This window comes from Isoptericola sp. NPDC060185, from assembly GCF_042728595.1.
Classification (GTDB): domain Bacteria; phylum Actinomycetota; class Actinomycetes; order Actinomycetales; family Cellulomonadaceae; genus Isoptericola.
This window is the reverse complement of record NZ_JBHWYY010000016.1, coordinates 1-26,741: the sequence shown is the minus strand read 5'-3', so window position 1 is coordinate 26,741 and position 26,741 is coordinate 1. Positions and strand designations below refer to the sequence as shown.

The 26,741-nt window shown below is 76.6% G+C and carries 21 protein-coding genes; 9 read left to right on the top strand and 12 right to left on the bottom strand.

What is annotated here, in order from left to right; all coding sequences use genetic code 11:
• Nucleotides 1–131: 131 nt before the first annotated feature.
• The 3 genes from ACFWDO_RS08230 to ACFWDO_RS08220 form a co-directional block, all read right to left on the bottom strand.
• Nucleotides 132–1,040 carry an MBL fold metallo-hydrolase gene (locus tag ACFWDO_RS08230; RefSeq protein WP_380315811.1) on the bottom strand — a complete coding sequence of 303 codons (909 nt, stop codon included), beginning with the start codon at nucleotides 1,038–1,040 and terminating at the stop codon, nucleotides 132–134.
• A complete protein-coding gene (locus tag ACFWDO_RS08225) occupies nucleotides 1,037–3,169 on the bottom strand; it encodes an alkaline phosphatase family protein (RefSeq protein ID WP_380315814.1) in 2,133 nt (710 codons plus the stop codon). The genes ACFWDO_RS08230 and ACFWDO_RS08225 overlap by 4 nt, the downstream gene beginning before the upstream one ends.
• A 238-nt stretch (nucleotides 3,170–3,407) precedes the next feature.
• The gene (locus tag ACFWDO_RS08220; RefSeq protein ID WP_380315817.1) at nucleotides 3,408–3,641 is read right to left on the bottom strand and encodes a DUF3046 domain-containing protein; all 234 of its coding nucleotides are present in this window, start codon (nucleotides 3,639–3,641) and stop codon (nucleotides 3,408–3,410) included.
• An 89-nt stretch (nucleotides 3,642–3,730) separates the two neighbouring features.
• On the opposite strand from ACFWDO_RS08220, the gene ACFWDO_RS08215 reads away from it, so the two are divergent.
• Nucleotides 3,731–8,797, top strand: coding sequence for a DEAD/DEAH box helicase (locus tag ACFWDO_RS08215; RefSeq protein WP_380315821.1), 5,067 nt, complete (start codon nucleotides 3,731–3,733; stop codon nucleotides 8,795–8,797).
• Between the two features lie 9 nt (nucleotides 8,798–8,806).
• Complete coding sequence (locus ACFWDO_RS08210; protein WP_380315824.1) at nucleotides 8,807–9,610, top strand: DNA-formamidopyrimidine glycosylase family protein; 804 nt, start codon at nucleotides 8,807–8,809, stop codon at nucleotides 9,608–9,610.
• A 79-nt stretch (nucleotides 9,611–9,689) separates the two neighbouring features.
• Here ACFWDO_RS08210 and ACFWDO_RS08205 read toward each other — a convergent pair whose 3' ends face one another.
• The 3 genes from ACFWDO_RS08205 to pgsA form a co-directional block, all read right to left on the bottom strand.
• Nucleotides 9,690–10,037: a helix-turn-helix domain-containing protein gene (locus tag ACFWDO_RS08205; protein WP_380315827.1), complete on the bottom strand. Its 348-nt coding sequence runs from the start codon at nucleotides 10,035–10,037 to the stop codon at nucleotides 9,690–9,692.
• A gap of 234 nt (nucleotides 10,038–10,271) precedes the next feature.
• Nucleotides 10,272–10,769, bottom strand: a complete 498-nt coding sequence (locus ACFWDO_RS08200) for a CinA family protein (RefSeq protein WP_380315830.1) — start codon at nucleotides 10,767–10,769, stop codon at nucleotides 10,272–10,274.
• A 14-nt stretch (nucleotides 10,770–10,783) separates the two neighbouring features.
• The gene (gene pgsA, locus ACFWDO_RS08195) at nucleotides 10,784–11,386 is read right to left on the bottom strand and encodes a CDP-diacylglycerol--glycerol-3-phosphate 3-phosphatidyltransferase (RefSeq protein WP_380315833.1); all 603 of its coding nucleotides are present in this window, start codon (nucleotides 11,384–11,386) and stop codon (nucleotides 10,784–10,786) included.
• Between the two features lie 98 nt (nucleotides 11,387–11,484).
• Here pgsA and ACFWDO_RS08190 point away from each other — a divergent pair, with 98 nt between their 5' ends.
• A complete protein-coding gene (locus ACFWDO_RS08190) occupies nucleotides 11,485–12,774 on the top strand; it encodes a CapA family protein (RefSeq protein ID WP_380315836.1) in 1,290 nt (429 codons plus the stop codon).
• Nucleotides 12,775–12,835: 61 nt separating this feature from the next.
• Here ACFWDO_RS08190 and ACFWDO_RS08185 read toward each other — a convergent pair whose 3' ends face one another.
• Entirely contained in the window at nucleotides 12,836–15,658 is a 2,823-nt protein-coding gene (locus ACFWDO_RS08185; protein ID WP_380315839.1) for a DNA translocase FtsK 4TM domain-containing protein, read from the bottom strand.
• A 64-nt stretch (nucleotides 15,659–15,722) separates the two neighbouring features.
• The gene (locus ACFWDO_RS08180) at nucleotides 15,723–16,136 is read right to left on the bottom strand and encodes a hypothetical protein (protein WP_380315842.1); all 414 of its coding nucleotides are present in this window, start codon (nucleotides 16,134–16,136) and stop codon (nucleotides 15,723–15,725) included.
• 88 nt (nucleotides 16,137–16,224) lie between these two features.
• Here ACFWDO_RS08180 and ACFWDO_RS08175 point away from each other — a divergent pair, with 88 nt between their 5' ends.
• Nucleotides 16,225–16,806 carry a TetR-like C-terminal domain-containing protein gene (locus tag ACFWDO_RS08175; RefSeq protein WP_380315845.1) on the top strand — a complete coding sequence of 194 codons (582 nt, stop codon included), beginning with the start codon at nucleotides 16,225–16,227 and terminating at the stop codon, nucleotides 16,804–16,806.
• A gap of 37 nt (nucleotides 16,807–16,843) precedes the next feature.
• Here ACFWDO_RS08175 and ACFWDO_RS08170 read toward each other — a convergent pair whose 3' ends face one another.
• The 4 genes from ACFWDO_RS08170 to ACFWDO_RS08155 form a co-directional block, all read right to left on the bottom strand.
• Nucleotides 16,844–17,644: a DUF4328 domain-containing protein gene (locus tag ACFWDO_RS08170; protein WP_380315849.1), complete on the bottom strand. Its 801-nt coding sequence runs from the start codon at nucleotides 17,642–17,644 to the stop codon at nucleotides 16,844–16,846.
• Between the two features lie 107 nt (nucleotides 17,645–17,751).
• Complete coding sequence (locus ACFWDO_RS08165) at nucleotides 17,752–19,437, bottom strand: ribonuclease J (RefSeq protein WP_380315852.1); 1,686 nt, start codon at nucleotides 19,435–19,437, stop codon at nucleotides 17,752–17,754.
• Nucleotides 19,438–19,459: 22 nt separating this feature from the next.
• Nucleotides 19,460–20,398, bottom strand: a complete 939-nt coding sequence (gene dapA, locus ACFWDO_RS08160) for a 4-hydroxy-tetrahydrodipicolinate synthase (protein WP_380315855.1) — start codon at nucleotides 20,396–20,398, stop codon at nucleotides 19,460–19,462.
• Between the two features lie 41 nt (nucleotides 20,399–20,439).
• Nucleotides 20,440–20,967, bottom strand: a complete 528-nt coding sequence (locus ACFWDO_RS08155) for an AAA family ATPase (protein ID WP_380315858.1) — start codon at nucleotides 20,965–20,967, stop codon at nucleotides 20,440–20,442.
• Between the two features lie 96 nt (nucleotides 20,968–21,063).
• Between ACFWDO_RS08155 and ACFWDO_RS08150 the strand changes: the two genes are divergently transcribed.
• From ACFWDO_RS08150 to ACFWDO_RS08130, 5 genes are all read left to right on the top strand, one after another.
• Nucleotides 21,064–22,530, top strand: a complete 1,467-nt coding sequence (locus tag ACFWDO_RS08150) for an NAD-dependent succinate-semialdehyde dehydrogenase (protein WP_380315861.1) — start codon at nucleotides 21,064–21,066, stop codon at nucleotides 22,528–22,530.
• Between the two features lie 63 nt (nucleotides 22,531–22,593).
• Nucleotides 22,594–23,304: an AzlC family ABC transporter permease gene (locus ACFWDO_RS08145; protein ID WP_380315864.1), complete on the top strand. Its 711-nt coding sequence runs from the start codon at nucleotides 22,594–22,596 to the stop codon at nucleotides 23,302–23,304.
• Nucleotides 23,301–23,621 (top strand): AzlD domain-containing protein, encoded by a 321-nt coding sequence (locus ACFWDO_RS08140; RefSeq protein ID WP_380315867.1) that lies wholly within the window; start codon nucleotides 23,301–23,303, stop codon nucleotides 23,619–23,621. The genes ACFWDO_RS08145 and ACFWDO_RS08140 overlap by 4 nt, the downstream gene beginning before the upstream one ends.
• Before the next feature lie 83 nt (nucleotides 23,622–23,704).
• Nucleotides 23,705–24,214, top strand: coding sequence for a GNAT family N-acetyltransferase (locus ACFWDO_RS08135; RefSeq protein ID WP_380315870.1), 510 nt, complete (start codon nucleotides 23,705–23,707; stop codon nucleotides 24,212–24,214).
• Between the two features lie 118 nt (nucleotides 24,215–24,332).
• Nucleotides 24,333–26,675, top strand: a complete 2,343-nt coding sequence (locus ACFWDO_RS08130) for a glycoside hydrolase family 3 C-terminal domain-containing protein (RefSeq protein ID WP_380315873.1) — start codon at nucleotides 24,333–24,335, stop codon at nucleotides 26,673–26,675.
• The last annotated feature ends 66 nt before the right edge of the window (nucleotides 26,676–26,741 follow it).

The following is a 26,741-nucleotide window of genomic DNA, read 5'->3' as shown; positions in this document are numbered from 1 at the left end:
CGGCGGCTGCGCGCCGGCGTTCGTGGCTGCGTGCTCATGTTGCCTCGACCGTACGCGGCGCCACCGACACGGTCGGGACGGTCCGTCGCGGGTGTGGACAACGACGTTCGAGGTCCTCCTGGGGGCAGACTCTACCCGAACACGTGTTCGACGACGTCCTCGCCGCCCGGCGTGTCGCGCCAGGACTCCCCCGGCCGCAGCACCACCGCGCGCACCTCGGGCGCGACCCGCCGGACCGCCGCCGCGAAGGCCTCGCCGGCGTGGTCCATCCACCCCCGCGGCAGGTGCTCCCCGCCGGGCACGTGCAGGGTGCCCCAGTGCACCGGGATCGCGACCCGAGGCCGCACCTGGGCGCAGACCTCCGCCGCGCCGCCCGGCCCCAGGTGGCCGCCCGACAGGCGCGGCCCCCACCCGGAGACCGGCACCAGCGCCACGTCGACGCGCCCTCCGGCCAGCTCCCGCACGCGACCGATGCCGGGGAAGTGCTCCGTGTCGCCGACGGCCCAGACCGTGGGGCCGCCGTCGTCCCCGCCGGCGCGCACCAGGTGCCCCGTCGCCGCGTTGGGACGGTGCGGCATGGGCCGGTCCCCGTGCACCGCGGTGACCAGGCGCACCCGTGCGCCGCCCACGTCGTGCCAGGCGCCGCCGTGCGCCACACCCTCCTGCGCGGGTCGGGCGCCCGGCCCGGTGCGGCCGAGCGAGCCCGCGGGCGGCTCGAGCCCCACGCCCCGCAGGCCCTTGCCACGCAGCCACCGGGCGTTCGCGGGGGCCGTGAGGACCGGCACGTCGCCGAGCAGGCGCAGCGAGCCCAGCTCCGCGTGGTCGTGGTGCAGGTGCGACAGGAGCGCCGCGTCCGCGCCGCGCCAGGCGTCGGCCGCGGGCCGGGCGCCGCGGCGGCGCAGCACCCCGGCGTGCCGGCGCAGCAGCGGGTCCGTCACGAGCCGCGTCGTGCGCCCGTCCGGGCCGGTCAGGTCCAGCACGACGGTCGAGTGGCCGAGCCATGTGACGCGCAGCGGCGGGGCGGGGTCGGCGGCGCTCATGCGTCCTCCCGCAGCCCGAGCTGCGCCAGCCAGCCGACGAGCCGGCGGTGCACCGCCTCGGCGCCCACGAGCATGCGCGTGCCGTCGACGTCGTCCCGCTCGTCGTCCGGCACCTCGAGGTCGTCGGGGTACAGCAGGAGCGCCTCGCTCTGCGCACCGCCGAGCCCGCCGTGGGAGCCCACCAGCTCCTCGAGCGCGTGCACGCGGCCCAGCGGTCCGACGGCCGAGACCACCACCAGGTCGCCCGCGTCCTCCAGCCGGGCGACGCGCTCGAGGTCCGCCCGGGCGCGCGAGCCGTACGCCGCGAGCGGGTCGCGGCCCGACACCAGGCCCGACACCAGGTGGTGCGTCCCGGCCGGCCCGTGCGCGACCGGGCCTTCGTCGTCGTGCACGACGACGAGACCCACCGCCGGGCTCGCGAGGAGCCCCGGCACCAGGGCGGGCCACCGCAGGGCGATCTCGGCGGCGCCGAGGCGGCGCGGCTCGCGGCAGAACCAGACCATCCCGAGGTTCCCGGAGCCGATGACTGCCACCTCGGGCGGGGCCTCGGGCGACCCGTCCTCCGGGGCCGTCGCCGGCGCGTCGCGGTCCGGCCCCACGAGGACCCGGCCGTCGGCCGCGCGGCCCGGCCGCAGCGCGTGCAGGGCGGTGTTCGCGGGCCCCCACGCCTCGCCGTCGGCCCGTTCGCGGAGCGCCGGCGACCGGCGCGAGACGGCGTCCCGCGCCGGGGGCCGCTCGCGCAGCAGGCGGCGGACCTCGTCGCCGAACGAGCGCCCGACGACCTGCTCGAAGGTGTCGCCGAGCGACTGCCCGTGGTCGGAGAGCACCACCACCCGGTAGCGCCTCGGCGCGCCGCGGGCGATCTCCTCCCACAGCCCGAGCACCCGGTCGAGGCCCTCCAGCGCGCGCAGCGCCTCCGGCCGCAGCGGCCCGGCGTGGTGAGCGATCTCGTCGTAGTCGACCAGGTCCACGCACACCACGGGCGCCCCGCGCACGAGCTGCTCCGCCACGAGCGCCGTGTTGAGGTCGCGCAGCAGCACGTTCGTCACGGCGCGCAGCACCGGGTACCAGCCGCGCCGCGAGACGCGCGGGCGCACGCCGCGCACCACCTGCTGCCACCCCTGGTAGAGCTCCTTGAGCGTCTCTCCGACCGTGCCCGCCACGGCCCGCACCAGCACGAACGGGCTGGCGAAGAAGCGGACGAACAGCTGCCCCGGCCCCAGGCCCTCGGCCGCGCGGCTCATCACGAGCAGGCTGGTCGGCGCGTCGCCGGAGAACATCGTCGACACGGCCACGCCGCCGTCCGCGAGCAGGCCTCGGCCGTCGGACGCCCCGCGCTCCACCGCGGCCGCGTCCGCGGGGCGGTTGGTCACGACCATCCGCCCGAGCCGCCGCGACCACCACCGGAACGCGGGCACCGGGTCCGTCGTGCCGTGCAGCAGGCCGAGCGTGCTGGCCGGGGTGGTGCACGGCACCCGCGCCCACCAGGACTCGAGGCGGTGGGAGCCCGACCCGAGCCAGCGGTCGAGCGTCGGCGCCAGGCCCGCCTGCAGCGCGTGCTCGAGCGTCGGCCGGGCGACGCCGTCGAGCATGACGACGAGGACGCCCGCGGGCCGCTCGTCCACCTCCGCGTCCGGGCCGTCCTCGGCCGCGCCGTCACGCCCCGCGGCGGCGCGCACGGCGGCACGCGGCAGCCCGGCGGCCCGCCGGGCGCGGCGCAGCAGGTCCCCCACGACGTAGGCGTTGTCGCGCGCGCCGACCACCCAGTGCCCGCACGCCATCACGACCCCCGCCACGACCAGCACGGCGAGCACCGCCGTCCAGGAGGTGCTGGTGATCCCGGGCAGGAAGGTCAGCGCCGCCCAGACCACCAGGACCTGGGCGCCCAGCCCGAGGGCCAGGGCCCCGACGGCACCGCCTGCCCGGGCGACCCGGCGCAACGGCACGCGCAGCAGCGCGTCGCCCACCCCGACCACGAGCGCCGCCAGCAGCACCGACCAGGGGGTCGAGGCGTGCACGCCGTCGACCAGCGCGATCGCGACGCCGAGGCCGGCCGCGGTCGACACCAACGACCAGAGCGCGGCGCGGACGTCCGCCACCGTGACGTGCGGGGGACGGGCGCGGGGCATGGCGCCATGATGCCGCGCGCGCCCGGCGTCGGCGCGGCCGGTGCCCGCTCGGCGCGGCCGGGGCACGGTCGGCGCGGCCGGTGCCCGCTCGGCGCGGCCGGGGCACGGTCGGCGCGGCCGGGGCACGGTCGGCGCGGTCAGCGCGTGGTCAAGGCCCGCTCGGCGCGCGTCCGACGTCGGCGCGGCCGGGCCCGGCCAGTGTCGGCCGGTGCACCCCCGGTCATCGGTCGGCGCGCGGTCACCGCGCGGGCGGCGCCTGCCTGCGGTCGTCGCGGCCCCAGCGCTCGGGCTCGGGCACGTCGAGCGCGTCGCAGAGCGCGTGCCAGACGTCGCGGGGATCGAGGCCGGCCTCCAGCGCCTCCGCCGGGGTGCGCCCGTCGAGCCGCGGCAGCACCTGCTCGCGCACGAGGGCGCGCCCGTAGGCGGGCCCGAAGACCTCGTCGACCAGCTCGGCGAACTCGCGATAACGCACGTCACCAGCCTCGCACGGGTCCGGGGGTGCCCGGTCCCCCGGGCTCGCCCGTCCTGCGGGCTGTCGGTCCCCCCTGCCAGGATGGCGAGGTGGCCGTCCCCCCGTCCGCCGTCCCCGGCAGCCCCGACGACGTGCTCGCCCGGTTCGGACCCGCGACGCGCTCGTGGTTCGCCGGCGCGTTCGAGGCGCCGACCGCGGCGCAGGCCGGGGCATGGGACGCGATCAGCTCCGACCGGCACGCGCTGGTCGTCGCGCCGACCGGGTCCGGCAAGACGCTCGCCGCGTTCCTCTGGGCGATCGACCGCCTCACGACCGAGCCGCCGCCGGAGCGGGCCCGCCGCTGCCGCGTGCTGTACGTCTCCCCCTTGAAGGCGCTGGCCGCCGACGTGCAGCGCAACCTGCGCTCCCCGCTCGCCGGGATCCGGCAGGCCGCCGCCCGCGAGGGGCTGACGGTCGAGGAGGTGACCGTCGGCGCCCGGACGGGCGACACCCCGCCGTCCGAGCGGCGCGCTTTCGCCACCCGGCCGCCGGACGTGCTGGTCACCACCCCCGAGTCCCTCTTCCTGGTGCTCACGTCCCAGGCTCGGGCCGGGCTGGCGGGGGTGCAGACAGTCGTGCTGGACGAGATCCACGCCGTCGCCGGCACCAAGCGAGGGGCGCACCTCGCGCTCAGCCTCGAGCGCCTCGACGAGCTGCTCGACAGGCCCGCGCAGCGCATCGGGCTGTCGGCCACGGTCCGTCCCGTCGAGACGGTCGCGGGGTTCCTCGCCGGGCACCGCACGCCCGACGACGGCGGCCGCGAGGTGGTGGTCGTGCAGCCACGGGCCACCAAGAAGTGGGACATCGAGGTCGTCGTCCCGGTGCCCGACCTGGCGGACCTGGACGCCGCGTCGACCGTGCCCGACCCGACCGCGCCCGGCGCGGCGTCCACGGCCCCGCGGACAGGCCCGCCCGCCGGGCTCGCGGACGAGGAGGTCGACCTGAGCGGCGACGCCGCGTCCCCGCTGCGCCGGGCGTCGGTCTGGCCGCACGTCGAGGAGCGGGTGGTGGACCTCGTCGCCGCGCACACCTCCACGCTGGTGTTCACCAACTCCCGCCGCGGGGCCGAGCGCCTCACCGCCCGCGTGAACGAGATCTGGGCCGAGCGCTCCGGCGTCGAGCTCCCCGCCGCGGGCTCCCAGTGGCCGGCGCAGGCCCAGGGCCAGTCCGGCGCCTCCGTGGGCCTGGCGCCCGCGGCGGACGGCGGGGCCGACGTGCTCGCGCGGGCGCACCACGGGTCGATGAGCCGGGCCGAGCGCACCCGCACCGAGTCGGACCTCAAGGCCGGGCGCCTGCCCGCCGTGGTCGCCACCTCGTCGCTCGAGCTCGGCATCGACATGGGCGCGGTCGACCTCGTGGTGCAGGTCGGGGCCCCGCCGTCCGTCGCGAGCGGGCTCCAGCGCATCGGCCGCGCCGGGCACCAGGTGGGCGCCGTCTCGCACGGCGTCGTGTTCCCGACGTTCCGGGGCGACCTCGTGCCGGCCACCGTGGTCGCGCAGCGGATGCGCGCGGGCGAGATCGAGCACCTGCACGTGCCGGCCAACCCGCTGGACGTGCTCGCCCAGCAGGTGGTGGCCGCGCTCGCGACCGACGACTGGCAGGCCGACGACCTGCTCGCCGCGTTCCGTCGTGCGCACCCGTTCCACGCCCTCGGCGACGCGACCTGGCGGGCCGTGCTGGACATGCTCGCCGGCCGCTACCCCAGCGAGGACTTCGCGGAGCTGCGCGCCCGGATCGTGTGGGACAGGGCCACCGGCCTGCTCTCCGGCCGGCCCGGCGCGCTACGGCTCGCGGCCACGAGCGGCGGCACCATCCCCGACCGGGGCCTGTACGGCGTCTACCTCGCCACGGAGGCGCCGGCGTCGGGCGCGCCGGCGGACGGCGGCGGCACGGTCGACCGGCCCCGCGGCGGCAAGCGCGTGGGCGAGCTGGACGAGGAGATGGTCTACGAGTCGCGCGTCGGCGACACCTTCACGCTCGGCTCGTCGACGTGGCGCATCGAGGAGATCACCCCCGACCGCGTCCTCGTCACCCCCGCCCCGGGGCTGCCCGGGCGCCTGCCGTTCTGGAAGGGCGACTCCCCCGGCCGCCCCGCCGAGCTGGGGCGGGCCGTGGGCGCCTTCGTGCGCGAGACGGACGCGCTGCTCGCCGACGACGAGGCGCGCGGCCGCGCCGGCCTGCGGGACGCCGGGCTGGACACGTGGGCGGCCGACAACCTCGCGTCCTACCTGGGCGAGCAGCGCCGCGCCACGGGCCGGCTCCCGGACGACCGCACGGTCGTCGTCGAGCGGTTCCGCGACGAGCTGGGCGACTGGCGGGTGGTCATCCACTCGCCGTTCGGCGCCCCGGTGCACGCGCCGTGGGCGCTGGTCGTGGCCGCGCGGCTGCGGGCGCGCTACGGCACCGACGTCGCCGCGATGCACGCCGACGACGGGATCGTGCTGCGCCTCCCCGACGCGGGCGACTCCGGCTGGGACCTCGGCGGTCCGGGCTGGGACGCCGCGCCCGGCCCGGACGACGGCGGGGCAGGGCACGGCGGCGGGGACGGGCCCGCGGTCACCGCGGAGGACCTGCTGGTGGACCCGGACGAGGTGCTCGCCGCGGTCCGCGACGAGCTGGGCGGCTCCGTGATGTTCGCCGCCCGGTTCCGGGAGGCCGCCGCGCGGGCGCTGCTGCTGCCGCGCCGCCGGCCCGACCGGCGCCAGCCGCTGTGGCAGCAGCGGCAGCGGGCGTCGCAGCTGCTGCAGGTGGCGTCGCAGTTCCCGGACTTCCCGATCATGCTCGAGGCCGCCCGCGAGTGCCTGCGCGACGACTTCGACGTGGCCGCCCTCGCGGAGCTCATGGGCGACCTGCAGGCGGGCCGCGTGCGCCTCGTGGAGGTCACCACCTCCACGCCGTCGCCCTTCGCGCAGGCGCTGCTGTTCGGCTACACGGCGCAGTTCCTGTACGACGGCGACGCCCCGCTGGCCGAGCGGCGCGCGGCCGCGCTCTCGCTGGACCCGGACCTGCTCACCGAGCTCCTCGGCGAGCAGGGCGCGACGCCGCTCGCGGACCTGCTGGACCCCGGCGCGGTGGAGCGCACCGAGGCGCAACTGCAGGCGCTGGCGCCCGACCGGCAGGCCCGGGACGCGGAGGGGCTGTGGGACGTGCTGCGCCGCACCGGGCCGCATCCCCTCGCGGGGCTCGCGGCCCGCACGCGCGAGGAGTCCCGGGACGACGTCGCCGGCTGGCTCGCGGACCTGGAGCGCTCGCGGCGCGTGATCCGGGTGCGGCTCGGCGGGGGCGGCGCGGGCGCCGACGCCGAGCAGTGGGCGGTCGTCGAGGACGCCGGCCGGCTGCGGGACGCCCTCGGCGTGGCCCTGCCCGTCGGGGTGCCGGAGACGTTCACGGAGCCCGTCGCCGACCCGCTGGGCGACCTCGTGCGCCGGCACGCGCGCACGCACGGGCCGTTCCCCGCGGCGGACGTCGCGCGGCGCTACGGCCTCGGGATCGCCGTCGTCGGCCAGGTCCTGGCACGTCTCGAGGCGCTCGGCGCGGTCGTGCGCGGGGCGCTGCTCCCGTCGTCGCTGGGTGGGACAGGCGACGAGTGGTGCGACCCGGAGGTGCTGCGCACGCTGCGGCGCCGCTCCCTGGCCGCGCTCCGCGCCGAGGTGGAACCGGTGGAGCCCGAGGCGCTCGGCGTCTTCCTGCCCCGCTGGCACGGCATCGGCGTGCGCGTGGGCGGCGCCGGGTCCGCCGGGGGTTCCCTGCGCGGGGCCGACGGCGTGCTGCGCGCCGTGGAGCAGCTCTCCGGGGCCGCCGTGCCGGCGTCCGCGCTCGAGACGCTCGTGCTGCCCGCGCGGGTGGCCGACTACTCCCCCGCGGTCCTCGACGAGCTCACGACGGCGGGCGAGGTCCTGTGGTGCGGGCACGGGCGCCTGCCCGGCTCGGGCGGCGGCGACGGCATGGTGAGCCTGCACCTGGCCGACGGCGCCCCCCTCACCCTGCGCGTCCCCGACCCCGTCGAGGAGAGCGGGCCCCTCGACACGGACCTGCACCGCGCGGTCCTCGACCTCCTCACCGGGTCGGGCGGCTACTTCCTGCCGCGCCTCGCGGAGCTCGCGGACGCCGGGCAGGGCGCCACCCTCGACGCGCTGTGGGACCTGGTGTGGGCGGGCTGGGTGACGAACGACCGCCTCGGCCCGCTACGGGAGTCGCTCGGCGGCTCGTCGCGACGCGGCGGCGGCGCCCACCGGGCCCCCGCAGCACCCGCCCGCGCCCGGCCGGTGCGGGCGTCGCGCTTCGGTCTGGCCCGGCCCACGTCGGCCGCGGCCGTGCCCCGCACCGGCGGCGGGCGCTGGGCGGCGCTGCCCGCCGTCGAGCAGGACCCGACGGTCCGCGCCCACGCGCTCACGCAGGTGCTGCTGGAGCGCCACGGCGTCCTGACCCGGGCGGCGGCGCCCGCGGAGGGCGTGACCTCCCGCTTCCGGGACGTGTACCGGGTGCTCACCGGGCTCGAGGAACGCGGCGCCGCGCGCCGCGGCTACTTCGTCGAGGGACTCGGCGGCTCCCAGTTCGCGCTGCCGGGCGCCGTCGACCAGCTGCGCACCGACGCGGCCGACCGGGACCGCGCGCTCGACGCGCTCGTGGAGGGCACAGGCGCCGCGGGGATCGTGCCCGGGGCCGTGCTGCTGGCCGCCACCGACCCGGCCAACCCGTACGGCGCCGCCGTCGCGTGGCCGCGCGCGGGCGGGGCCGGTGCGGCAGGCGCCACGGGCCGCTCCAGCGGCTCGGCCACGGCGAGCCCAGCCGGCGAGGACGGTGCCGGCACGCACCGCCCGGGCCGCAAGGCGGGCGCCGTCGTGGTGCTCGTGGACGGCGAGCTCGTGCTGTTCGTCGAGCGGGGTGGGCGCACCGTGCTCTCCTTCGGGCGCGGCGACGCGGGGGACGGCGCCCGGCTCGCCGCGGCGGCGCGGCTCCTGGCGGCCGAGACCCGGGCGGGCCGGCTCGGGCGCGTGACGGTGCAGCGGGTGGACGGCGTCCCCGCGCTCGCCGCCGCGCGCGACCGCACCCCAGCCGCGGCCGCCCTGCTGGACTCCGGCTTCGGCGTCACGCCCCGCGGGCTCCGGCCGGCCTAGGCGGCGACCGTGCCCGAGGGAGACGTGCTGCGGCTCACGGCCGAGCGGCTCGGGGCCGCCCTCGTCGGCTCGCCGCTGGTGCGCGCCGACCTGCGCTGGCCGTCGGCGGCGGGCGTCGACCTCGTGGGCGCCACGGTGCGCGAGTCCGTCGCGTACGGCAAGCACCTGCTGCTGCGCACGGACGACGGCCGCACCCTGCACACGCACCTGCGCATGGACGGGTCGTGGCGCGTAGCCCGGACCGGCACCCCGGCGGCCGCGGGGCGCAACCCCGCGGTCCGTGCCGTGCTCGCCACCAGCGCCTGGACGTGCCTGGGCCTGCAGCTCGGCATGCTGGACGTGCTTCGTACGCGCGACGAGCCCCGCCTGCTCGGCCACCTCGGGCCCGACGTGCTCGGCGACGACTTCCCGGACCGCCTCGAGGAGGGCGCCAGGCGGCTGGGCTCCGACCCTCGCCGCCCGGTGTGCGTCGCCCTGCTGGACCAGCGCACCGTCGCCGGCATCGGCACGATCTGGACGGCGGAGTCGCTGTTCGCCACCCGCCGCTGGCCCTGGACCCCCGTGGGCCACCTGGACGACGCGGCCCGTCGCGAGCTGCTCGCCACCGCCCGGCGCCTCATGTCCCGCAGCGTGGACGTGGGGCGCCGCGCGGGCCTCGGCGCGGTCGAGCTGGCCGTGCACGGGCGCCACCGCGCGCCCTGCCGCCGCTGCCGCACCCCCGTGGCGCTGGGCAGCACGGCCGGCCCCGGCCTGCGCCCGGACGGCGGGGAGCGGGCGATCTACTGGTGCCCCACCTGTCAGGCGCCGCCGTGACAGGCCCGGACACGGCAGGAGCCGGTCCCGCGGGTCGTGCTCGCGGGACCGGCTCCGTGCAGTGCCGTGCGGCCGGGCGTCAGCCGACCGGTGCGAGGTCTCCTCGCAGCGCCTGGTCGGCGTCGCGCGACTCGCCGCGGCTGAGCATGCCGGCGAACACGTCGGCCGGGATGGTGTCGGGGATGTGCAGCCCCTCGGCCACCGCGATCCGGTCGCTCACCTCGCGCAGCACGAGGGACATCGGTACGTCGAGCGCCTCGCAGATCGACGCCAGCAGCTCCGACGACGCCTCCTTCTGCCCGCGCTCCACCTCGCTCAGGTAGCCGAGCGAGACCCTGGCGGCAGAAGACACCTCACGCAGGGTGCGCCCCTGGCGCTGCCGCGCATCGCGCAGCACGTCGCCGATCTCACGTCGCAGTACGACCATCTCGCGCCCCCTCTCCGTGGCCGATCGTCCCGGGTTCGGACCGGTCGTGACCGGGTTCCTCGTCCGTCCTGTCGTTCCCCTGGCAGCAGGGGTGGCACTACCGTACCGCGCGCGCGGTCCGCCCGGCCTGGTGTGGCGCGGATCGAGACGGGTTCGTGCCCTGTCAGTCATCACGCCAGCACAACGCCCGCACCCGGGGGCTTGTTCCCGCCCTCCCGAGCCCCGACACCCTCGTCACGCGTCCTTCACAGGTACGGCCGGCACCCCGCCCCAGGCCTCGAGCGCCAGCTCGAGCACGGCCCGGACCGCCGCCGCCCGCACGGCCGGCCGGTCGCCCGGCAGGTCGAGCCGGCGGACCCGGTCCCCCGCGGGTGTGCTCACCGCGACGTGGACCTCCCCCGGGGCGTGCCCGTCCTGCGGGTCCGGCCCCGCCACCCCCGTCGTGGCGAGCCCGACGTCGGCGGCCAGCACCCGACGCACGCCCGCCGCCATCTGCGCGGCCACGTCCGGGTCCACCGCGCCGCGGCGCGCCAGCAGCGCCCGGTCGACGCCCAGCACCGAGCCCTTGACGTCCGTGGCGTAGGCGACGACGCCTCCGCGCACCACGGCGGACGCGCCGGGGACGTCCACGAGCGTCGCGACCACGAGGCCTCCGGTGAGCGACTCCGCGGCGCCGAGCGTCCAGCCACGGGCCCGTGCGCCGTCGAGCACGTCGCGCGCGAGAACATCCATCGGGGGCGTCGCGATCATGCCGCCGGGCGCGGGCCGGCCTGCCGGCGCCCGTCCGCGAGCAGCCGCCCGCCCTGCACGAAGTAGTCGACCCCCGTCACGACGGTGACCGCGATCGCCAGGCCCAGCACGACCCAGGCCACGACCAGCACGGCGTCCGGCAGGGACGCCAGCGGCAGCAGGAAGAGGGTGATCGCCACGGACTGCAGGACGGTCTTCAGCTTGCCGCCGCGCGAGGCCGGCATCACGGCGTACCGCAGCACGACCATGCGCAGCACCGTGACGCCGAGCTCCCGCACGAGGATGACGGTCGGCACCCACCAGGGCAGCTCGCCCAGCGGCCAGCAGAGCAGGATCAGGGCCGTGCCGATGAGGGCCTTGTCGGCGATCGGGTCCAGCAGCTTGCCGAGGTCGGTGACGAGGTTGCGCGACCGGGCGAGATAGCCGTCGACCCGGTCGCTCACCGCCGCGAGCACGAACACGCCGGTGGCGACGAGGCGCCAGGTGACGGAGTCGCCGCCCTCCGTCAGGAGGGCCCAGGCGAAGACGGGAACGAGCGCGATGCGCACGAGGGTCACCGCGTTGGCGACGTTCCAGGGCGAGGGCGCTTCATTGACCACCGGAACACCCTAGCGGCGCCAGGGGGCCCCGGTCGCGCCGCCGCCCGCCCACCGTGCAGCGCGGGCAGCTGCCCGGCCCGCGGCAGTACCCTCCTGCCGTGCCCCACCACGCGTCCGAGGACGGACCACGGCGACGACGCCGCGCAACCCTGGCCGCGATCGTCGGCACCACCGTCGGCGTGACCGCCGCCCTGGCCCTCGGCGACGTCCTGCCGGGCGGGCGGCCCGGCGTGGACCCCACCGTCCCGGACGGAGGCCCGGCGGCGTCGTCGTCAGCGCCGTCGCCGTCCCCCACGCCGCTGCCGGCCACCTTCACGCTCCTCGCCGCGGGGGACGTGCTGCCGCACGGCCCGGTCGTCGACTCGGCCGGTGGGGACGCCGACCCCGACTTCTCTCCCCTCCTCGCGGGCATCGACCCCTGGGTCCAGGGCGCCGACCTCGCCCTGTGCCACCTGGAGGTGCCCGTCGCGCCGAAGGGCACGCCGCCGAGCGGCTACCCGCTGTTCGGCGCTCCTCCCGGACTGGTCCGCGACCTGCGCGAGCAGGGCTGGGACGGCTGCTCGACCGCCTCGAACCACTCGGTCGACCGCGGCTACGCCGGGGTGCAGGCCACGCTGCGGCGCCTGGACGCCGCAGGCATGGGGCATGTCGGGACGGCGCGCAGCGCCGCCGAGCAGGACGCTCCCCAGCTCTACGTCCTCCGGCGTGCGGACCGCGACGTCACCGTCGCCCACCTGGCCGCCGCGTACGGCCTCAACGGCCTGGCGATGCCGTCCGACGCGCCCTGGGCGGTGGACCTCATCGACGCCGACCGCCTGATCGCCCAGGCGAAGGAGGCCCGCGAGGCCGGGGCCGACGTCGTCGTCGTGAGCCTGCACGCCGGGGTCGAGTACACGGAGGTGCTCACCGAGCAGCAGGAGGAGGTCGTGCGGCGGCTGGCCAGGTCCCGCGAGGTCGACCTCGTCATCGGGCACCACGCGCACGTGCCGCAGCGCATCGACCGCGTCGGCAAGGGCCCCGGGGGTCACGGCATGTGGGTGGCCTACGGGCTGGGCAACCTGCTGTCGAACCAGAGCGCCGACTGCTGCGACGCCCGGACCAACAACGGCGTCCTGCTGACCGCCACGTTCACGCAGCGGGCGCCCGATGCGGCGACGCGCGTCACGGACGTGCGATGGACGGGGACCACGGTGGACATCGCGGCCGGGCACCGCGTGCACGCGCTGCCCGACGTCCTCGACGACCCCGGGAGCACCACCCTCTCCGCCGCCGAGCTCCGAGCCCGGCAGGACCGGGTCCGCGAGGCCGTGGGCGACGTCGCGCGTCAGCGTCGCCAGCCACCGGCGACCAGCGGGCCGCCGCCCGAGGTCGTGCACCGGGACGGCTGAGACCGAGCCCTCGCCGCCGCGACCCACGACGACGGGCCGACGACGGTGCCGCTGCGCTGGCTCAGCGCCAGCCGTGCTCCGGGTCGGTGTCGGCGTCGTCGTGGTAGTCGGTCGCCACGGGCGGGGCGTGCCCGTCCGTGCCGTCGGCGTACGGGTCGGCCGGGGAGTCCGCGTCGGCGTCCTGGTCGTAGGCCTGCGGCGTCTCGCCGCGGATCAGCGCGAGGGCCGAGGGCAGGTCGTCCGGCGTCACGAGAACCTCGCGCGCCTTGGAGCCCTCGGACGGGCCGACGATCTCCCGCGACTCGAGCAGGTCCATGAGCCGGCCCGCCTTCGCGAAGCCGACCCGCAGCTTGCGCTGCAGCATCGACGTGGAGCCGAACTGCGTGGTCACGACGAGCTCCGCGGCCTGCAGCAGCAGGTCCAGGTCGTCGCCGATGTCCTCGTCCACCTGCTTCTTGGCCGCCGCCGGCGCGGTGACGTCCTCGCGGTAGATCGGCTTGAGCTGGGCCTTCACGTGCTCGACGACGCTGTGCACCTCGGACTCGGTGACCCAGGCGCCCTGCACGCGCATCGGCTTCGCCGCGCCCATCGGCAGGAAGAGCGCGTCGCCCTGCCCGATGAGCTTCTCGGCGCCGGGCTGGTCGAGCACGACGCGGGAGTCGGCGAGCGACGACGTCGCGAACGCGAGGCGGGACGGCACGTTCGCCTTGATGAGGCCGGTGACGACGTCCACGGACGGCCGCTGCGTGGCGAGGACGAGGTGGATGCCCGCCGCGCGCGCCAGCTGCGTGATGCGCTGGATCGAGGCCTCGACGTCACGGGGAGCCACCATCATGAGGTCGGCGAGCTCGTCGACCACGACCAGCAGGTACGGGTACGGCGCGATCTTGCGCTCCGAGCCGGGCAGCGGCTTCACCTTGCCGGCCCGCACGGCCGCGTTGAAGTCGTCGACGTGCTTGTACCCGAACGTCGCCAGGTCGTCGTACCGGGCGTCCATCTCGCGCACCACCCAGTCCAGCGCCTCCGCGGCCTTCTTGGGGCTGGTGATGATGGGCGTGATGAGGTGCGGGATGCCCTCGTAGATCGTCAGCTCGACGCGCTTCGGGTCGACGAGGATGAGCCGCACCTGCTCGGGCGTGGCGCGCATGAGGATCGAGCAGATCATCGAGTTGATGAAGCTCGACTTGCCCGCGCCGGTGGCGCCGGCGACGAGGATGTGCGGCATCTTCGCCAGGTTCGCGACGACGTAGCCGCCCTCGACGTCCTTGCCCACGCCCATGACCATCGGGTGCTCGGTGCGGCGCGCGGCCGAGGACCGCAGCACGTCGCCCAGGACGACCGTCTCGCGGTCGGAGTTCGGGATCTCGATGCCGATCGCGGACTTGCCGGGGATCGGCGACAGGATCCGCACGTCCGCGCTGGCGACGGCGTACGCGATGTTGTTGGAGAGCGACGTGATGCGCTCCACCTTGGTCTTGGCGCCCACCTCGACCTCGTAGCGGGTCACCGTGGGACCGCGGGTGAAGCCCGTGACCTGCGCGTCCACCCCGAAGTCCTCGAAGACCTTCGTCAGCGACTCGACGACGCGGTCGTTCGCCGCGGACCGGGTCTTGTGCGGCGCGCCCTGGACCAGGGAGTCCTCGTTCGGCAGCAGGTAGACGGTGTCGCCGTCGAGCATCGGCTGCTCCGCGCGCCCCATCGGCGGCAGGTCGCCCGCGGGAGCCTGCCCGGCGCCTGCCTCGGCCGGCGGCACGGCGGCGGAGACCGACTCGACCGGGGCCGTCGCGGCGGCGCCGACACGCTGCGTGGCCTTGCCCCGGGCCCCCTTCGCCCCGCGGGCGGCGGCCTCCTCCTTCTCCTGGTTGGCCCGATCCAGCATGGCCGCCTTCTCGAACGCCTCGTCCCCCGCGTACTCGTCCAGCCCGTCGGCCTCGGCCGCCTCGGCGGCGCGCTGCGCCTTGGTCTTGCGGGTGCGCTTCTTGCGCGGCGCCGGGTCGGAGCCGTCGTGCCGGGAGACGCCCTCGGCGAGCGGGAGCCCGTCCTCGTCGACGTCCTCGGCGCCACGGTGGTTCCCCGTGAGCCGGTCGTACAGGCCGCGCAGCCGCTCCGGGATGCGGTGCACCGGCGTGGCCGTGACCACCAGGAGCCCGAAGAACCCGAGCAGCAGGAAGAGCGGCACGGCCACCCACTCCGTCAGCCCGGTCACCACGGGGGTGGCGGCGAGGTAGCCGATGATGCCGCCGCCGTCCTGCAGCGCGGCGAAACCGTCCGCCGGCGCCGGGGTGCCCTCGGCGATCGCGACGAGCGCGCACACCGACACGACGATGAACGTGAGGCCGATGGCGACGCGCGAGTTCGCCTGGGCGCGTTCGGGGTGGCGCATGACGCGGAAGCCGAGCCACAGCAGCAGCACGGGCACGGCCACGCCGGCCAGGCCGACGGTGCCGGCGACGACGGCGTGGACGACGGTGCCGAACGTGCCGGAGATCCCCCACCACTCGCGCGCGGCGACGACCAGCGCGAGGGCGATGAGGAAGAAGGCGACGCCGTCTCGGCGGTGCTCGGGTTCCAGGTCTCTTGCTCCCTTGGTGATGCTGCGGGTCAGGCTGCCGACCCCGTGCGCGACGCCCAGGTACAGGCCGCGCACGGCCCGGACAGGCCAGGACGGCCCGGACCGCGCCGGCCGACGGGCCGGCGCGCGGCGCGCGCTCCCCCGGCCGGAGCCCTTGCCGGAGCTCCTGCCCGACCCCGTGCCGGACCGGCCGGACGACGAGGTGCGGGCGGGCGCGCGCCGGGTGGGGGCGGCCACGGATGCGGTCCGCCCCGTCCTCGCCGTGCCCCGCGGAGTCCCGGTGATCCTGCGGGCGGGTGTCCGGGTCGCCATGATGCTCCCACGGTACCCGGGCCCCGGGTCACGACGCCGCAGGTCCCGGGCGCGTGTTGCCGGCTCAGCCCGCTGACAGGAGCCCCACGGCCAGCGTGACGACGCCGGCGGCCAGCACCGCGGCCCCGGCGGGGAGCAGCAGGACCGCGCGGCTGGGGGCCGTCCGACCGCGGCCGACGGCGGCGAGGAAGAACCCGGCCGGCATGAGGATCGCGGCCACGAGCACGCCGGTCGCCGCGAGCCAGCGCCATGCCCCGGTGAGGTCGGTGGCCTCCGCGAGGACCACGCAGAGCAGCCCGAGGATGACGAGGACACCGGCGTGGGCGTGGCCCGCCCGGAAGAACGACGTCTGGAACGGCGTCGCCGCCACCCGCCCGGTGACGACCTTGACGAGGAAGTACCCGCCGGACTCGATCCCGACGACGGTCAGCAGGACGACGCCCGCGGTGATGCGGGCGGCGTCGGTGAGCTCGAGCACGATGACCTCCGGAGAGCGGCGCGATGTTTGCGAACACTGTTATAAAACAACGTTCGCAAACCCGCGTCAAGAGGTCTAGGCTCGCGGCATGCCCCGCCCCCGGCTCCACGACGACGCCCTGCGCACCCGCCTGCTCGAGGTCACGTCCGAGGCGCTGTCCACCGGAGGCGAGGCGGCCGTGACGGTGCGCGCGGTCGCCGCGGCGGCGGGCACCAGCGCGTCGGCCGTCTACGCCCTCTTCGGCTCCCGCGAGGACCTCCTCGCCGCCGTCAGCTGCGAGGGCTTCCGCCGTTTCGCCACCCACCTCGCCACCGTGCCGCGCACCGACGACCCCGCCGCCGACCTGCGCGCCCTCGGGGTGGCCTACCGTCGCAGCGCGCTGGCCGACCCGCACTTCTACCGGGCGATGTTCGACCGCGCCGTCCGGCCCGGGGCCGCCGCCCCGCCCGCCACCGAGCAGCCCACCTTCCTGGTGCTCCGCGACGCCGTGGCGCGCGTCCTCGCCGCCGCCCCGGACGACGTCGAGCCCGTGGCCGTCGGCCTCTGGGGCCTGGTCCACGGGCTCGTGTCGCTGGAGCTGTCCGGGCTGCTGCCCGGGGACGAGGGTGCGCGCGCCGCGCGGTACGACACCGCCGCCGGCGCCGTCGGGCCGGCGCTGCTCGCCCGCTGACGTCGCCTGCCGAGGTCGCCGGGTCAGGCCCACCGGGTCAGGCCACCGGTGCGGCCTTGGACCGCAGGCCGCGGGTGATCTCGCGCACCAGCCCGACCCAGAGGATCGCACCGGCCACGGTCGCGACCGCGGCGATCCCCTCGAACACCGGGATGGTCTCGGGGTCCCGGGTGCCGAGACCCGTCCCCGCGAAGGCGGCCTGGTTCGAGGCCCACAGCCCGACGAGCCAGCACGCCCACCACCAGCCGAACGCGGCGGACGGCGGACGCCCGACCACGGCGGCGCGCACGTCCCGCACGACCTGGAACGGGAACCACAGGGACACCACGGGGACCACCCAGCCGAGCCAGACCCACACCGGACGGCGGACCTGCCGCGCGCCGGGCGCCAGCGCCGTGGCGGCGGCGCGGGCCTGCTGCAGCCAGAGGCACGCGACCACGAACGTGGCCACCTGGACAGGGATGGCGACCGAGCCCAGCCCGTCGTACGCCGTCCAGACCGACAGGGCGTCCGTCCCCTCAGCGAGGGCCCGCTCGTACGGCTCGACCGCGGCGAACGACGTGGCCAGGAGGAGCACCTGCATCGCCGTCCAGGCGACGGCCATGGTGACGGCCGCGGTCGCGAGACCGGTCGGTGCGGCGGGCGCCGGGACCCAGCCGGCCGGACCCGGTCCGTACGGCCCGGGCGCCGCCGGGCCGGGTGGCGGCGGGAGCGGCGTCCCCGGCGGCGCGTAGGCGCCGTAGCGGGGCTGCGGCGCCGAGGACTCTGCGGGCACGGCGGGCGGCGTCGCGGGCGGGACCGCGCCGGACGGCGGGGCGAACGGGTCGGGCTGCGTCATCGAAGTCCTCCAGGAAAGGCGGCAGGGCCGCGCCAGCATAGTGGCGCGGCCCCGTGACCTGGGCTACCGCCCGACGGGCGGCGTGAGCGGTGCCCTCCGGCGTCCGCTCAGGCCTCGACGACCACCGGGACGATCATCGGGCGACGGCGCAGGCGCCGGTTCACCCACTGGCCGATGACGCGCCGCATCACCTGCTGCAGCTGGTAGGTGTCGGTGGCGCCGCCGGCGATCGCCTTCTCGAGCGCCGCGACCACGTCGGGCTGGACCTCCTCGAAGACCGCCGCGTCCTCGGCCATGCCGCGCGCGAGGATCTGCGGGCCGGCGAGCACCTTGCCCGTGGCGGTGTCGACCACCGCGAAGACCGAGACGAAGCCCTCCTCGGACAGCGTGCGGCGGTCCTTGAGCTCGTTCTCGGTGACGGCGCCGACGGTCGAGCCGTCGACGAAGACGTAGCCGCAGGGCACGGCGCCGACCACCGAGGCCTTGCCGTCCACGAGGTCAACGACGACGCCGTCCTCGGCGAGGACGACGCGGTCCGCGGGCACGCCGGTGCGGACCGCGAGCGCCCCGTTGGCCACCAGGTGGCGGACCTCGCCGTGCACCGGCATGACGTTCTTCGGCTTGAGCACGTTGTAGCAGTACAGGAGCTCGCCGGCGCTCGCGTGCCCGGAGACGTGCACCTTGGCGTTGCCGGAGTGCACGACGCGGGCGCCGAGGCGCGTGAGGCCGTTGATGACCCGGAACACGGAGTTCTCGTTGCCCGGGATGAGGGACGACGCGAGGATCACGGTGTCGCCGTGGCCCACCTGCACCTTGTGGTCGCCGTTGGCCATGCGGCTCAGGGCGGCCATCGGCTCGCCCTGGGAGCCGGTCGACATGTAGACGATGCGGTCGTCGGGCAGGCTCGCGGCCTGCTTCAGCTCGATGAGGACGCCCGGCGGGACGTCGAGGTAGCCGAGCTCGGCGGCGATGCCCATGTTGCGCACCATCGAGCGGCCCACGAGCGCGACCTTGCGGCCGTGCGCGTGCGCGGCGTTGAGCACCTGCTGCACGCGGTGCACGTGCGAGGAGAACGAGGCGACGACGATCCGCTTCTCCGCCTGCGCGAAGGCGGCGTCCAGCGCCGGCCCGATCTCCACCTCGTTGGTGACGAACCCGGGGACCTCGGCGTTGGTGGAGTCGACCATGAACAGGTCGACGCCCTTCTCCCCCAGGCGCGCGAAGGCGCGCAGGTCGGTGATGCGCCCGTCGAGCGGCAGCTGGTCCATCTTGAAGTCGCCGGTGTGCAGCACGGTGCCGGCGCCGGTCGTGACGGCGACGGCGAGCGCGTCCGGGATGGAGTGGTTGACGGCGACGAACTCGCAGTCGAAGGGGCCGAACCGCTCGGTCTGGTCCTCGGCCACGACGCGGAGCACCGGCTTGATGCGGTGCTCCTTGAGCTTCGCCTCGACGAACGCGAGCGTGAGCCGCGAGCCGACGAGCGGGATGTCCCGGCGCAGCCGCAGCAGGTAGGGCACGGCGCCGATGTGGTCCTCGTGCCCGTGGGTGAGGACGATCGCCTCGATGTCGTCGAGACGGTCCTTGATGTAGTCGAAGTCCGGCAGGATCAGGTCCACGCCGGGCTGGTGGTCCTCGGGGAAGAGGACGCCGCAGTCGATGACGAGCAGCCGCCCCTCGTACTCGAGGACGGCCATGTTGCGGCCCACCTCGCCCAGGCCGCCGAGGGCCACGATGCGCAGCCCCTTCGACGGGAGGGCGGGGGGCAGGGGAAGTTCGGGGTGAGGGTGGCTCACGGGGCCTCCAGGCCGGTCGGTCTTACGGAAGTGTGGTGGCGCCCGCACGGACGCCGTCGTTCAGGTAGCCCGCCGTCACGAGGGCGTCACGCAGCCGCGCGACGTCGTCCTCGGAGGCGGCCACGTTGGGCAGGCGCAGCTCGCGGTTGTCGAGCACGCCGAGCGCCTCGAGCGCGGCCTTGGCCATCACGGCCTGCGCACCGGCGCCGTTGAGCGCGTCGATCACGGGCACGGTGGGCAGGTAGGCCTGCAGGGCGCCGGCGGTGTCCCCGGCGTCCCAGCGGCGGACGACCTCGGCGAACGCCCCGCCCACGACGTGCGCGGAGACGGACACGACGCCGGCGCCGCCCATGGACAGGAACGGCAGCAGCAGGCTGTCGTCGCCCGAGTACCAGGCGAGGCCCGTCGCGGCCGCCAGGGGCGCGACGGACGACACGTCTCCGGTGGCGTCCTTCGTCGCGACGACCTGCGGGTGCCGCGCGATGCGCTCGTAGGTCGACGCCGCGATCCGGACGCAGGTGCGCCCCGGGACGTCGTAGAGCATCACGGGGAGCTCGGTGGCGTCGGCGACCGTCGCGAAGTGCCGGTACAGGCCGTCCTGCGACGGACGCGAGTAGTAGGGCGAGACGACGAGCAGCCCGTGCGCGCCGGCCTCCGCCGCCTGCTCCGCCATGCGCACGGCGTGCACGGTGTCGTTGGAGCCGGCGCCCGCAAGGACGTACGCCCGATCGCCGACCGCGTCCACGACGGCGCGCACGAGGTCGGCCTTCTCAGGGGCGTGGGTGGTCGGCGACTCGCCGGTGGTCCCCGACAGCACGAGCCCGTCGTTGCCGTCGTCCACCAGGCGCTTGGCCACCTTGACCGCCGCGTCCAGGTCCAGGTCGCCCGAGGGCGTCATGGGGGTCACCATCGCGGTGAGGACAGCGCCGAAGGGGCGCGCGGCGGAGGCGGCGAGCGTCATAGGGCAACCGTACCGGGCGCGGCCGCCCAGGGCGGACGGGATCACCCGTCGAGCAGGGCCCGCACCCGGCCCGCGACGGCGTCCACGTCGCTCGTCCCGGCGTCGACGCGGACCACGCCGGGCAGCGTCGCGACCGCGCGCAGGCCCGCGGCGTAGGCGGCCACCGCGTCCGCGTCCAGGCCCCGCCGGTGCGCCGCGTCGTCGTCGGCCACCCGGCGCGCGAGGGTCGCGGGGTCGGCCTCCAGGACCGCGTGCGCGAACCGCGCCCCGCCGTCGTCGGCGGCCCGCGCGAACCGCTCCACCTGGTCCGGGCGCGCCACGAGCTGCGGCACCACCACGTCGCCGCCGGTGCCCAGGTGCGAGCGCGCCATGTCGAGGGCGAGCCGCCGGGCCGGCTCCGCGGTGCCCGCGGGGTCGCCCGAGATCAGGGTGCGCACCACGTCCACGTCGAGCACGAGCGTGCCAGGCCGGCCCGCCGCGAGCGCCGTCGCGACGCTCGACTTCCCGACGCCGGGCAGCCCGTTGAGCAGCAGCAGCGTCACCGCGCCCTCGCTCCGCCCGTCGCCCACCCGTCGATCGTAGGGACACCTGCGCGGACCCTGCAGCGGGCGAAGGTCGTCCGCTCCCCGTGTCGAGCGGACCGAGCCCTGTGCATACTCGGGGGCATGAGCTCGCTCTCCCCCGCGCTCGTGGCCCACCTGCCGACCGGCATGCTCGCAGGCGGGCAGTGGACCGCGGCCTCGGGCGGGCGGACGTTCGAGGTCACCGACCCGGCCACCGGCGAGGTGCTGTTCGACGTCGCGGACGCCTCGCCCGAGGACGGGCGGCGGGCGCTCGCCTCCGCCGCCGACGCCGCGGCCGCGTGGCGCGCGGTGGCGCCCCGCGAGCGCTCGGAGCTCCTGCGCGCGGTCTACGAGCGGATCGTGGCGCGCGCCGACGCCTTCGCCTCCCTCATCACCGCCGAGTGCGGCAAGCCGCTCGCCGAGGCGCGGGCCGAGGTGGCGTACGGCGCGGACTTCCTGCGCTGGTACGCCGAGCAGGCCGTCCGCGCCGACGGGCTGGTGTGCACCGCTCCCGCCGGCGCGAACCGGCAGCTCGTGCACCGCCGCCCCGTCGGCCCGGCGCTCCTGATCACCCCGTGGAACTTCCCCATCGCGATGGCGACCCGCAAGATCGGGCCGGCGCTCGCCGCCGGCTGCACCATCGTGGTCAAGCCCGCCCACCAGACCCCGCTCACGACGATGCTCGTGGCCGAGGTGATCCGCTCCGAGCTCGCCGAGCGCGGCCTGCCCCGCGGCGTCGTGAACGTCGTGCCGACGGCGACCTCCGGCGACCTGGTCGCCCCGCTGCTGGGCGACGACCGGCTGCGCAAGCTCTCCTTCACGGGCTCCACGGCCGTCGGGCGCACCCTGCTGGGCCAGGCGGCGGGCCAGGTGCTGCGCACCTCGATGGAGCTCGGCGGCAACGCGCCGTTCGTCGTCTTCGCGGACGCGGACCTCGACGCGGCGGTCGACGGCGCCACCGTGGCCAAGCTCCGCAACGCCGGGCAGTCGTGCGTCGCGGCCAACCGCTTCCTGGTGCACGACTCCGTCGCCCGCGAGTTCGCGCGGCGGCTCGCCGACCGGTTCGCACGTCTGCGGGTGGGGCGGGGCGACTCCGACCGCGTCGACGTCGGGCCCCTCATCGACGCGAAGGCCGTCACCAAGGTCGCCGAGCTCGTCGACGACGCCACCGGCCGCGGCGCCCAGGTGCTCACCGGCGGAGGCCGCCCCGACGGGCCAGGCACGTTCTTCGAGCCCACCGTGCTGGCGGGTGTCGACGCGGACGCGCGGGTGGTGCGCGAGGAGATCTTCGGCCCGGTGGCGCCCGTCGTCGCGTTCGGGGACGACGACGAGGCGATCGCCCTCGCCAACGACACGGAGTACGGGCTCGCCGCCTATGCGTACACCACGTCCATCGACCGCGCCCTGCGCGTGGGGTCCGAGATCGACGCCGGGATGATCGGGATCAACCGCGGCATGGTCTCGGACGCGAGCGCGCCGTTCGGCGGCATGAAGCAGTCCGGCCTCGGGCGCGAGGGCGGCGAGGCGGGCCTCGAGGAGTACCTCGAGACCGTGTATGTCGCGCTCTGATCCGACACCTCGCCGCGACCGCTCTGTTTCCGCGGCGCCGCCGCGCCGTGATTTCCTACCGGCGTGACACGTGGACAGGGGCGAGACCCGGCGGTGCGCTCCGCCGTCCGCCAGGGGGCGTCGGTCGCGCTGGCCACCGGCCTGTACGGGATCTCGTTCGGTGCCCTGTCGGTCGTGGCGGGCGTGAGCGTGCCGCAGACGATGGCCCTCAGCCTCCTGCTCTTCTCCGGGGGGTCACAGTTCGCGCTCATCGGCGTGGTCGCCGCCGGCGGCTCCCCCGTCGCCGCGATCGCCACGTCCACCCTGCTCGGCGTGCGCAACACCCTGTACGGCGCCGTCGTCGCCCCGCTGCTCGAGGTGCGCGGCTGGCGGCGGCTGGCCGCCGCGCAGCTCACGATCGACGAGTCGACCGCGGTCGCCGTCGGGCAGCGGGAGCGGGCCGCGACGCGCGCCGGGTTCTGGGTCACGGGCGTCGGCGTCTTCGTCCTGTGGAACGCGTTCACCCTGCTGGGCGCGCTCGCCGGCGACGCGCTCGGCGACCCGCGCGCCTGGGGGCTGGACGCCGCGGCCGGCGCCGCGTTCCTCGCCCTCGTGTGGCCGCGGCTCGCGGCGCGGCAGGCGCAGGTCGTCGCCGCGATCGCCGTCGCCGTGACCGCCGCGCTGATCCCCCTGGTGCCCGCAGGGCTGCCCGTGCTTGCCGCGGCCGCCGCCGCGATCGTCGTCGGGGCCGTCGCCGGACCGCGCCCCGCCGACGGCCGGAAGGAGGCCGCATGACCACCACCGTGCTGTGGGTGACCGTGCTCGTCGCGTCCCTGCTCAGCTTCGCGCTCAAGCTCGCCGGCCACCTCGTGCCCGAGCACTGGCTCGCCACCGAGCGGGTGCAGCGCACCTCGACGCTCGTCACCGTGGCGCTGCTGGTCTCCCTCGTCGTCGTCCAGACGTTCGCGGACGGGCAGGCCCTCGCCGTGGACGCCCGGGTGCCCGCGCTCGCCGTCGCGGCGATCGCCCTCGCGCTGCGCGCGCCCTTCATCCTCGTCGTCGTGCTCGCGGCCGCCACCGCGGCGGGCCTGCGCGCCCTCGGCTGGGGCTGAGGCGCTGTTCCCGGTCTCGGACCGCCCGGGAGCCGCCCCGGACCCTGCGCCGGACCCCGCCCCGAACTCACTAGGGTGGCCCGATGGCACTCTTCCGCGAGACGGCCGACGTCTCGGTCCGCCCGGCCGTCCCCGGCGACGAGGACGCGGTGACCCGCGTCCAGGTGTCCGCGTGGCGGCGGGCGCACGAGACGGCGCTCGGCGACGGCGTCGTCGACGCGCTCGACGTCGCGACGATGCGCGAGCGCTGGTCGCAGGCGATCACCGCGCCGCCCGGGCCCGGCTTCGCGGTGTTCGTCGCGCTCGACGGCGCCGAGGTCGTGGGGTTCGCGGCCGTCGGTCCCGGCCAGCTCGTGGGGCTCGAGGTGGAGCCCCGCCACCAGCGCGGCGGCCACGGGTCGCGCCTGCTGTCGGCGGCGGTGGACCGGCTGCGCGCCGACGGCGCCGAGGAGCTCGTCACCTGGGTGCTCGACGACGACTCCGCCCGCGAGCAGTTCCTCTCGTCGGCGGGCCTGGGGCCCGACGGCATGACCCGCACCCTGGCGACGGGCGTGCGGGACGTCGTCGAGCGTCGCTGGTCCGCCGCGATCTGACCGGGGCGCGCCGAGCGCACGCGCGTCGGAGACGGCGGCGATCACGTTTCCTACCGAACGGTAGGGTTCTTGTTACGCTGGCTCCGTCGTACCGTCGCCGACCCTTGGAGCGCCCACCGTGACCCTCGACCAGACCGCGCCAGCCAGCACGCCCGCCACCACCTCCCCCGCCACCCCGGGCGCGCCGTTCGACGTCGAGCGCGTGCTCGCGTCCCTCACGCTCGAGGAGAAGGCGTCCCTGCTGTCCGGCCTCGACTTCTGGCACACCCAGCCCGTCGAGCGCGACGGGGAGACCCTCGTCCCGTCGGTCATGGTCACCGACGGCCCCCACGGCCTGCGCAAGCAGGACGAGTCCGCCGACCACCTGGGCCTGGGCGCCAGCGTGCCCGCCACCTGCTTCCCCACGGCCGCCGCGCTCGGGTCCAGCTGGGACGCCGACCTGCTGCGCCGCGTCGGCGAGGCGCTCGGCCGCGAGACCCGCGCGAACGACGTCGCCGTCCTGCTGGGCCCGGGCGTGAACATCAAGCGGTCGCCGCTGTGCGGGCGCAACTTCGAGTACTTCTCCGAGGACCCGGTGGTGGCCGGCGACCTCGCCGCCGCGCTCGTCGACGGCATCCAGTCCCAGGGCGTCGGGACCTCGCTGAAGCACTTCGCCGCCAACAACCAGGAGGCGGACCGGATGCGCGTGTCCGCCGACGTGGACGAGCGCACGCTGCGCGAGATCTACCTGCCGGCCTTCGAGCGGGTCGTCAGGCGGTCGCGGCCGTGGACCGTCATGTGCGCCTACAACAAGGTCAACGGCGTCTACGCCTCGCAGCACGACTGGCTGCTGACCACCGTGCTCCGCGACGAGTGGGGCTTCGACGGCCTCGTCGTCTCCGACTGGGGCGCCGTGCGCGACCGGGTCGCCGGGGTCGCCGCCGGCCTCGACCTGGAGATGCCGTCCTCGGGCGGCCGCACCGACGCCGAGGTCGTCGCCGCCGTCCGTTCCGGCGCGCTCGACGAGGCCCTCGTGAACGCCGCCGCCCGCCGCGTGCTGCGGCTCGTCGCCCGGTCGCTCCCGGCAGCCGAGGCCCCCGGGACGTTCGACGTCGACGCCCACCACGCGCTGGCCCGCGAGGCCGCCGCCGCGGGCACGGTGCTGCTCAAGAACGACGCCGTCGACAGCCCGACCGGCACGGCGCCGTTGCTGCCCCTGGCGCCCGAGGCGCTCGCCGGCGTCGCCGTCGTCGGCGAGCTCGCGCGCACCCCGCGCTACCAGGGCGCCGGCTCCTCGCAGGTCAACCCGACCCGGCTCGACGACGCCCTCACCGCGCTCCGCGAGGCGGCGGGGGCCGACGTCCCGTTCGCCCCCGGCTACCCCCTCGCCGAGGGCCCCGACGACGACCGGCCGGCCGAGGCCCTGGTCGCCGAGGCCGTCGAGACCGCGCGCGGCGCGGGCACGGTCCTGGTGTTCCTCGGCCTGCCCGCCGCCTACGAGTCCGAGGGCTACGACCGCGACCACCTCGACCTCCCCGCCGACCAGGTGGCGCTGCTGGAGGCCGTCGCGGCGGTCAACCCGCGGGTCGTCGTCGCCCTCGCGGGCGGTTCCGCGATCTCCGTCGCCGGCTGGCAGGACGCCGTGCCCGCGCTGCTCACCGGCTGGCTCGGCGGGCAGGCCGGCGGCTCCGCCGTCGTCGACGTCCTCACCGGCGCCGTCGCGCCGTCCGGCCGCCTCACCGAGACGCTGCCGCTGCGCCTCGAGGACACCCCGGCGTTCGGGAACTTCCCGGGCGAGCTCGGCCACGTCCGCTACGGCGAGGGCGTGCTGGTGGGCTACCGCTGGTACGACGCCCGCAAGGTCGGCGTCGCCTACCCGTTCGGGCACGGCCTGACCTACACGACGTTCGCCTACGACGACGCCACCGCCGAGGTCACCGGCGCCGGGGCGGACGCCCGCGTGCGCGTGGCGGTGCGCGTGACGAACACCGGCGCCGCTGCGGGCGCCGAGGTCGTCCAGGTGTACGTGGGCGACCCGCAGGCCCAGGTGCAGCGCCCCGAGCGCGAGCTCAAGGCGTTCGCCAAGGTGTTCCTCGAGCCCGGCGCGTCCCAGGTGGTGACGCTCGACCTCGACGCCCGCGACCTGTCGTACTGGCACCCCGTGCTGCGCCGCTGGGTGCTCGAGGGCGGCGAGTTCCGGATCGGGGTCGGCGCGTCGTCGCGCGACCTGCGCGCCGAGCTCGTCGTGGACGTCGTCGGCGAGGACGTGACGCTCCCGCTGCACGAGCTGTCCACCCTCGGCGAGGCGCTGGCGCACCCCGTCGCCGCGGCCGCGATCCGGCCCGCGCTCGAGGCGACGCCGCTCGACCCGACGATGCTCGCCATGGCCACGGACATGCCCCTGGCCGTCATCGCGGACTTCGGGCTCGCCGGGTTCGACCGCGCCGCGCTGGCCCACCTCGTCGAGGCCGCGAACGCCTGACACCCCGGCCCGCCTCGAGCAAGCGATCCGTCGCGCCATCCGCGCCGATGGCGCGACGGCTGTCTC

What these genes read in the sequence shown, in the direction of transcription:
- ACFWDO_RS08230 (WP_380315811.1), bottom strand. Translation starts at nt 1,040, where the DNA reads ATGAGCGCCGCCGACCCCGCCCCGCCGCTGCGCGTCACATGGCTCGGC.
- ACFWDO_RS08225 (WP_380315814.1), bottom strand. Translation starts at nt 3,169, where the DNA reads ATGCCCCGCGCCCGTCCCCCGCACGTCACGGTGGCGGACGTCCGCGCC.
- ACFWDO_RS08205 (WP_380315827.1), bottom strand. Translation starts at nt 10,037, where the DNA reads ATGGTCGTACTGCGACGTGAGATCGGCGACGTGCTGCGCGATGCGCGG.
- ACFWDO_RS08200 (WP_380315830.1), bottom strand. Translation starts at nt 10,769, where the DNA reads ATGGATGTTCTCGCGCGCGACGTGCTCGACGGCGCACGGGCCCGTGGC.
- ACFWDO_RS08185 (WP_380315839.1), bottom strand. Translation starts at nt 15,658, where the DNA reads ATGGCGACCCGGACACCCGCCCGCAGGATCACCGGGACTCCGCGGGGC.
- ACFWDO_RS08175 (WP_380315845.1), top strand. Translation starts at nt 16,225, where the DNA reads ATGCCCCGCCCCCGGCTCCACGACGACGCCCTGCGCACCCGCCTGCTC.
- ACFWDO_RS08170 (WP_380315849.1), bottom strand. Translation starts at nt 17,644, where the DNA reads ATGACGCAGCCCGACCCGTTCGCCCCGCCGTCCGGCGCGGTCCCGCCC.
- dapA (WP_380315855.1), bottom strand. Translation starts at nt 20,398, where the DNA reads ATGACGCTCGCCGCCTCCGCCGCGCGCCCCTTCGGCGCTGTCCTCACC.
- ACFWDO_RS08150 (WP_380315861.1), top strand. Translation starts at nt 21,064, where the DNA reads ATGAGCTCGCTCTCCCCCGCGCTCGTGGCCCACCTGCCGACCGGCATG.
- ACFWDO_RS08140 (WP_380315867.1), top strand. Translation starts at nt 23,301, where the DNA reads ATGACCACCACCGTGCTGTGGGTGACCGTGCTCGTCGCGTCCCTGCTC.
- ACFWDO_RS08135 (WP_380315870.1), top strand. Translation starts at nt 23,705, where the DNA reads ATGGCACTCTTCCGCGAGACGGCCGACGTCTCGGTCCGCCCGGCCGTC.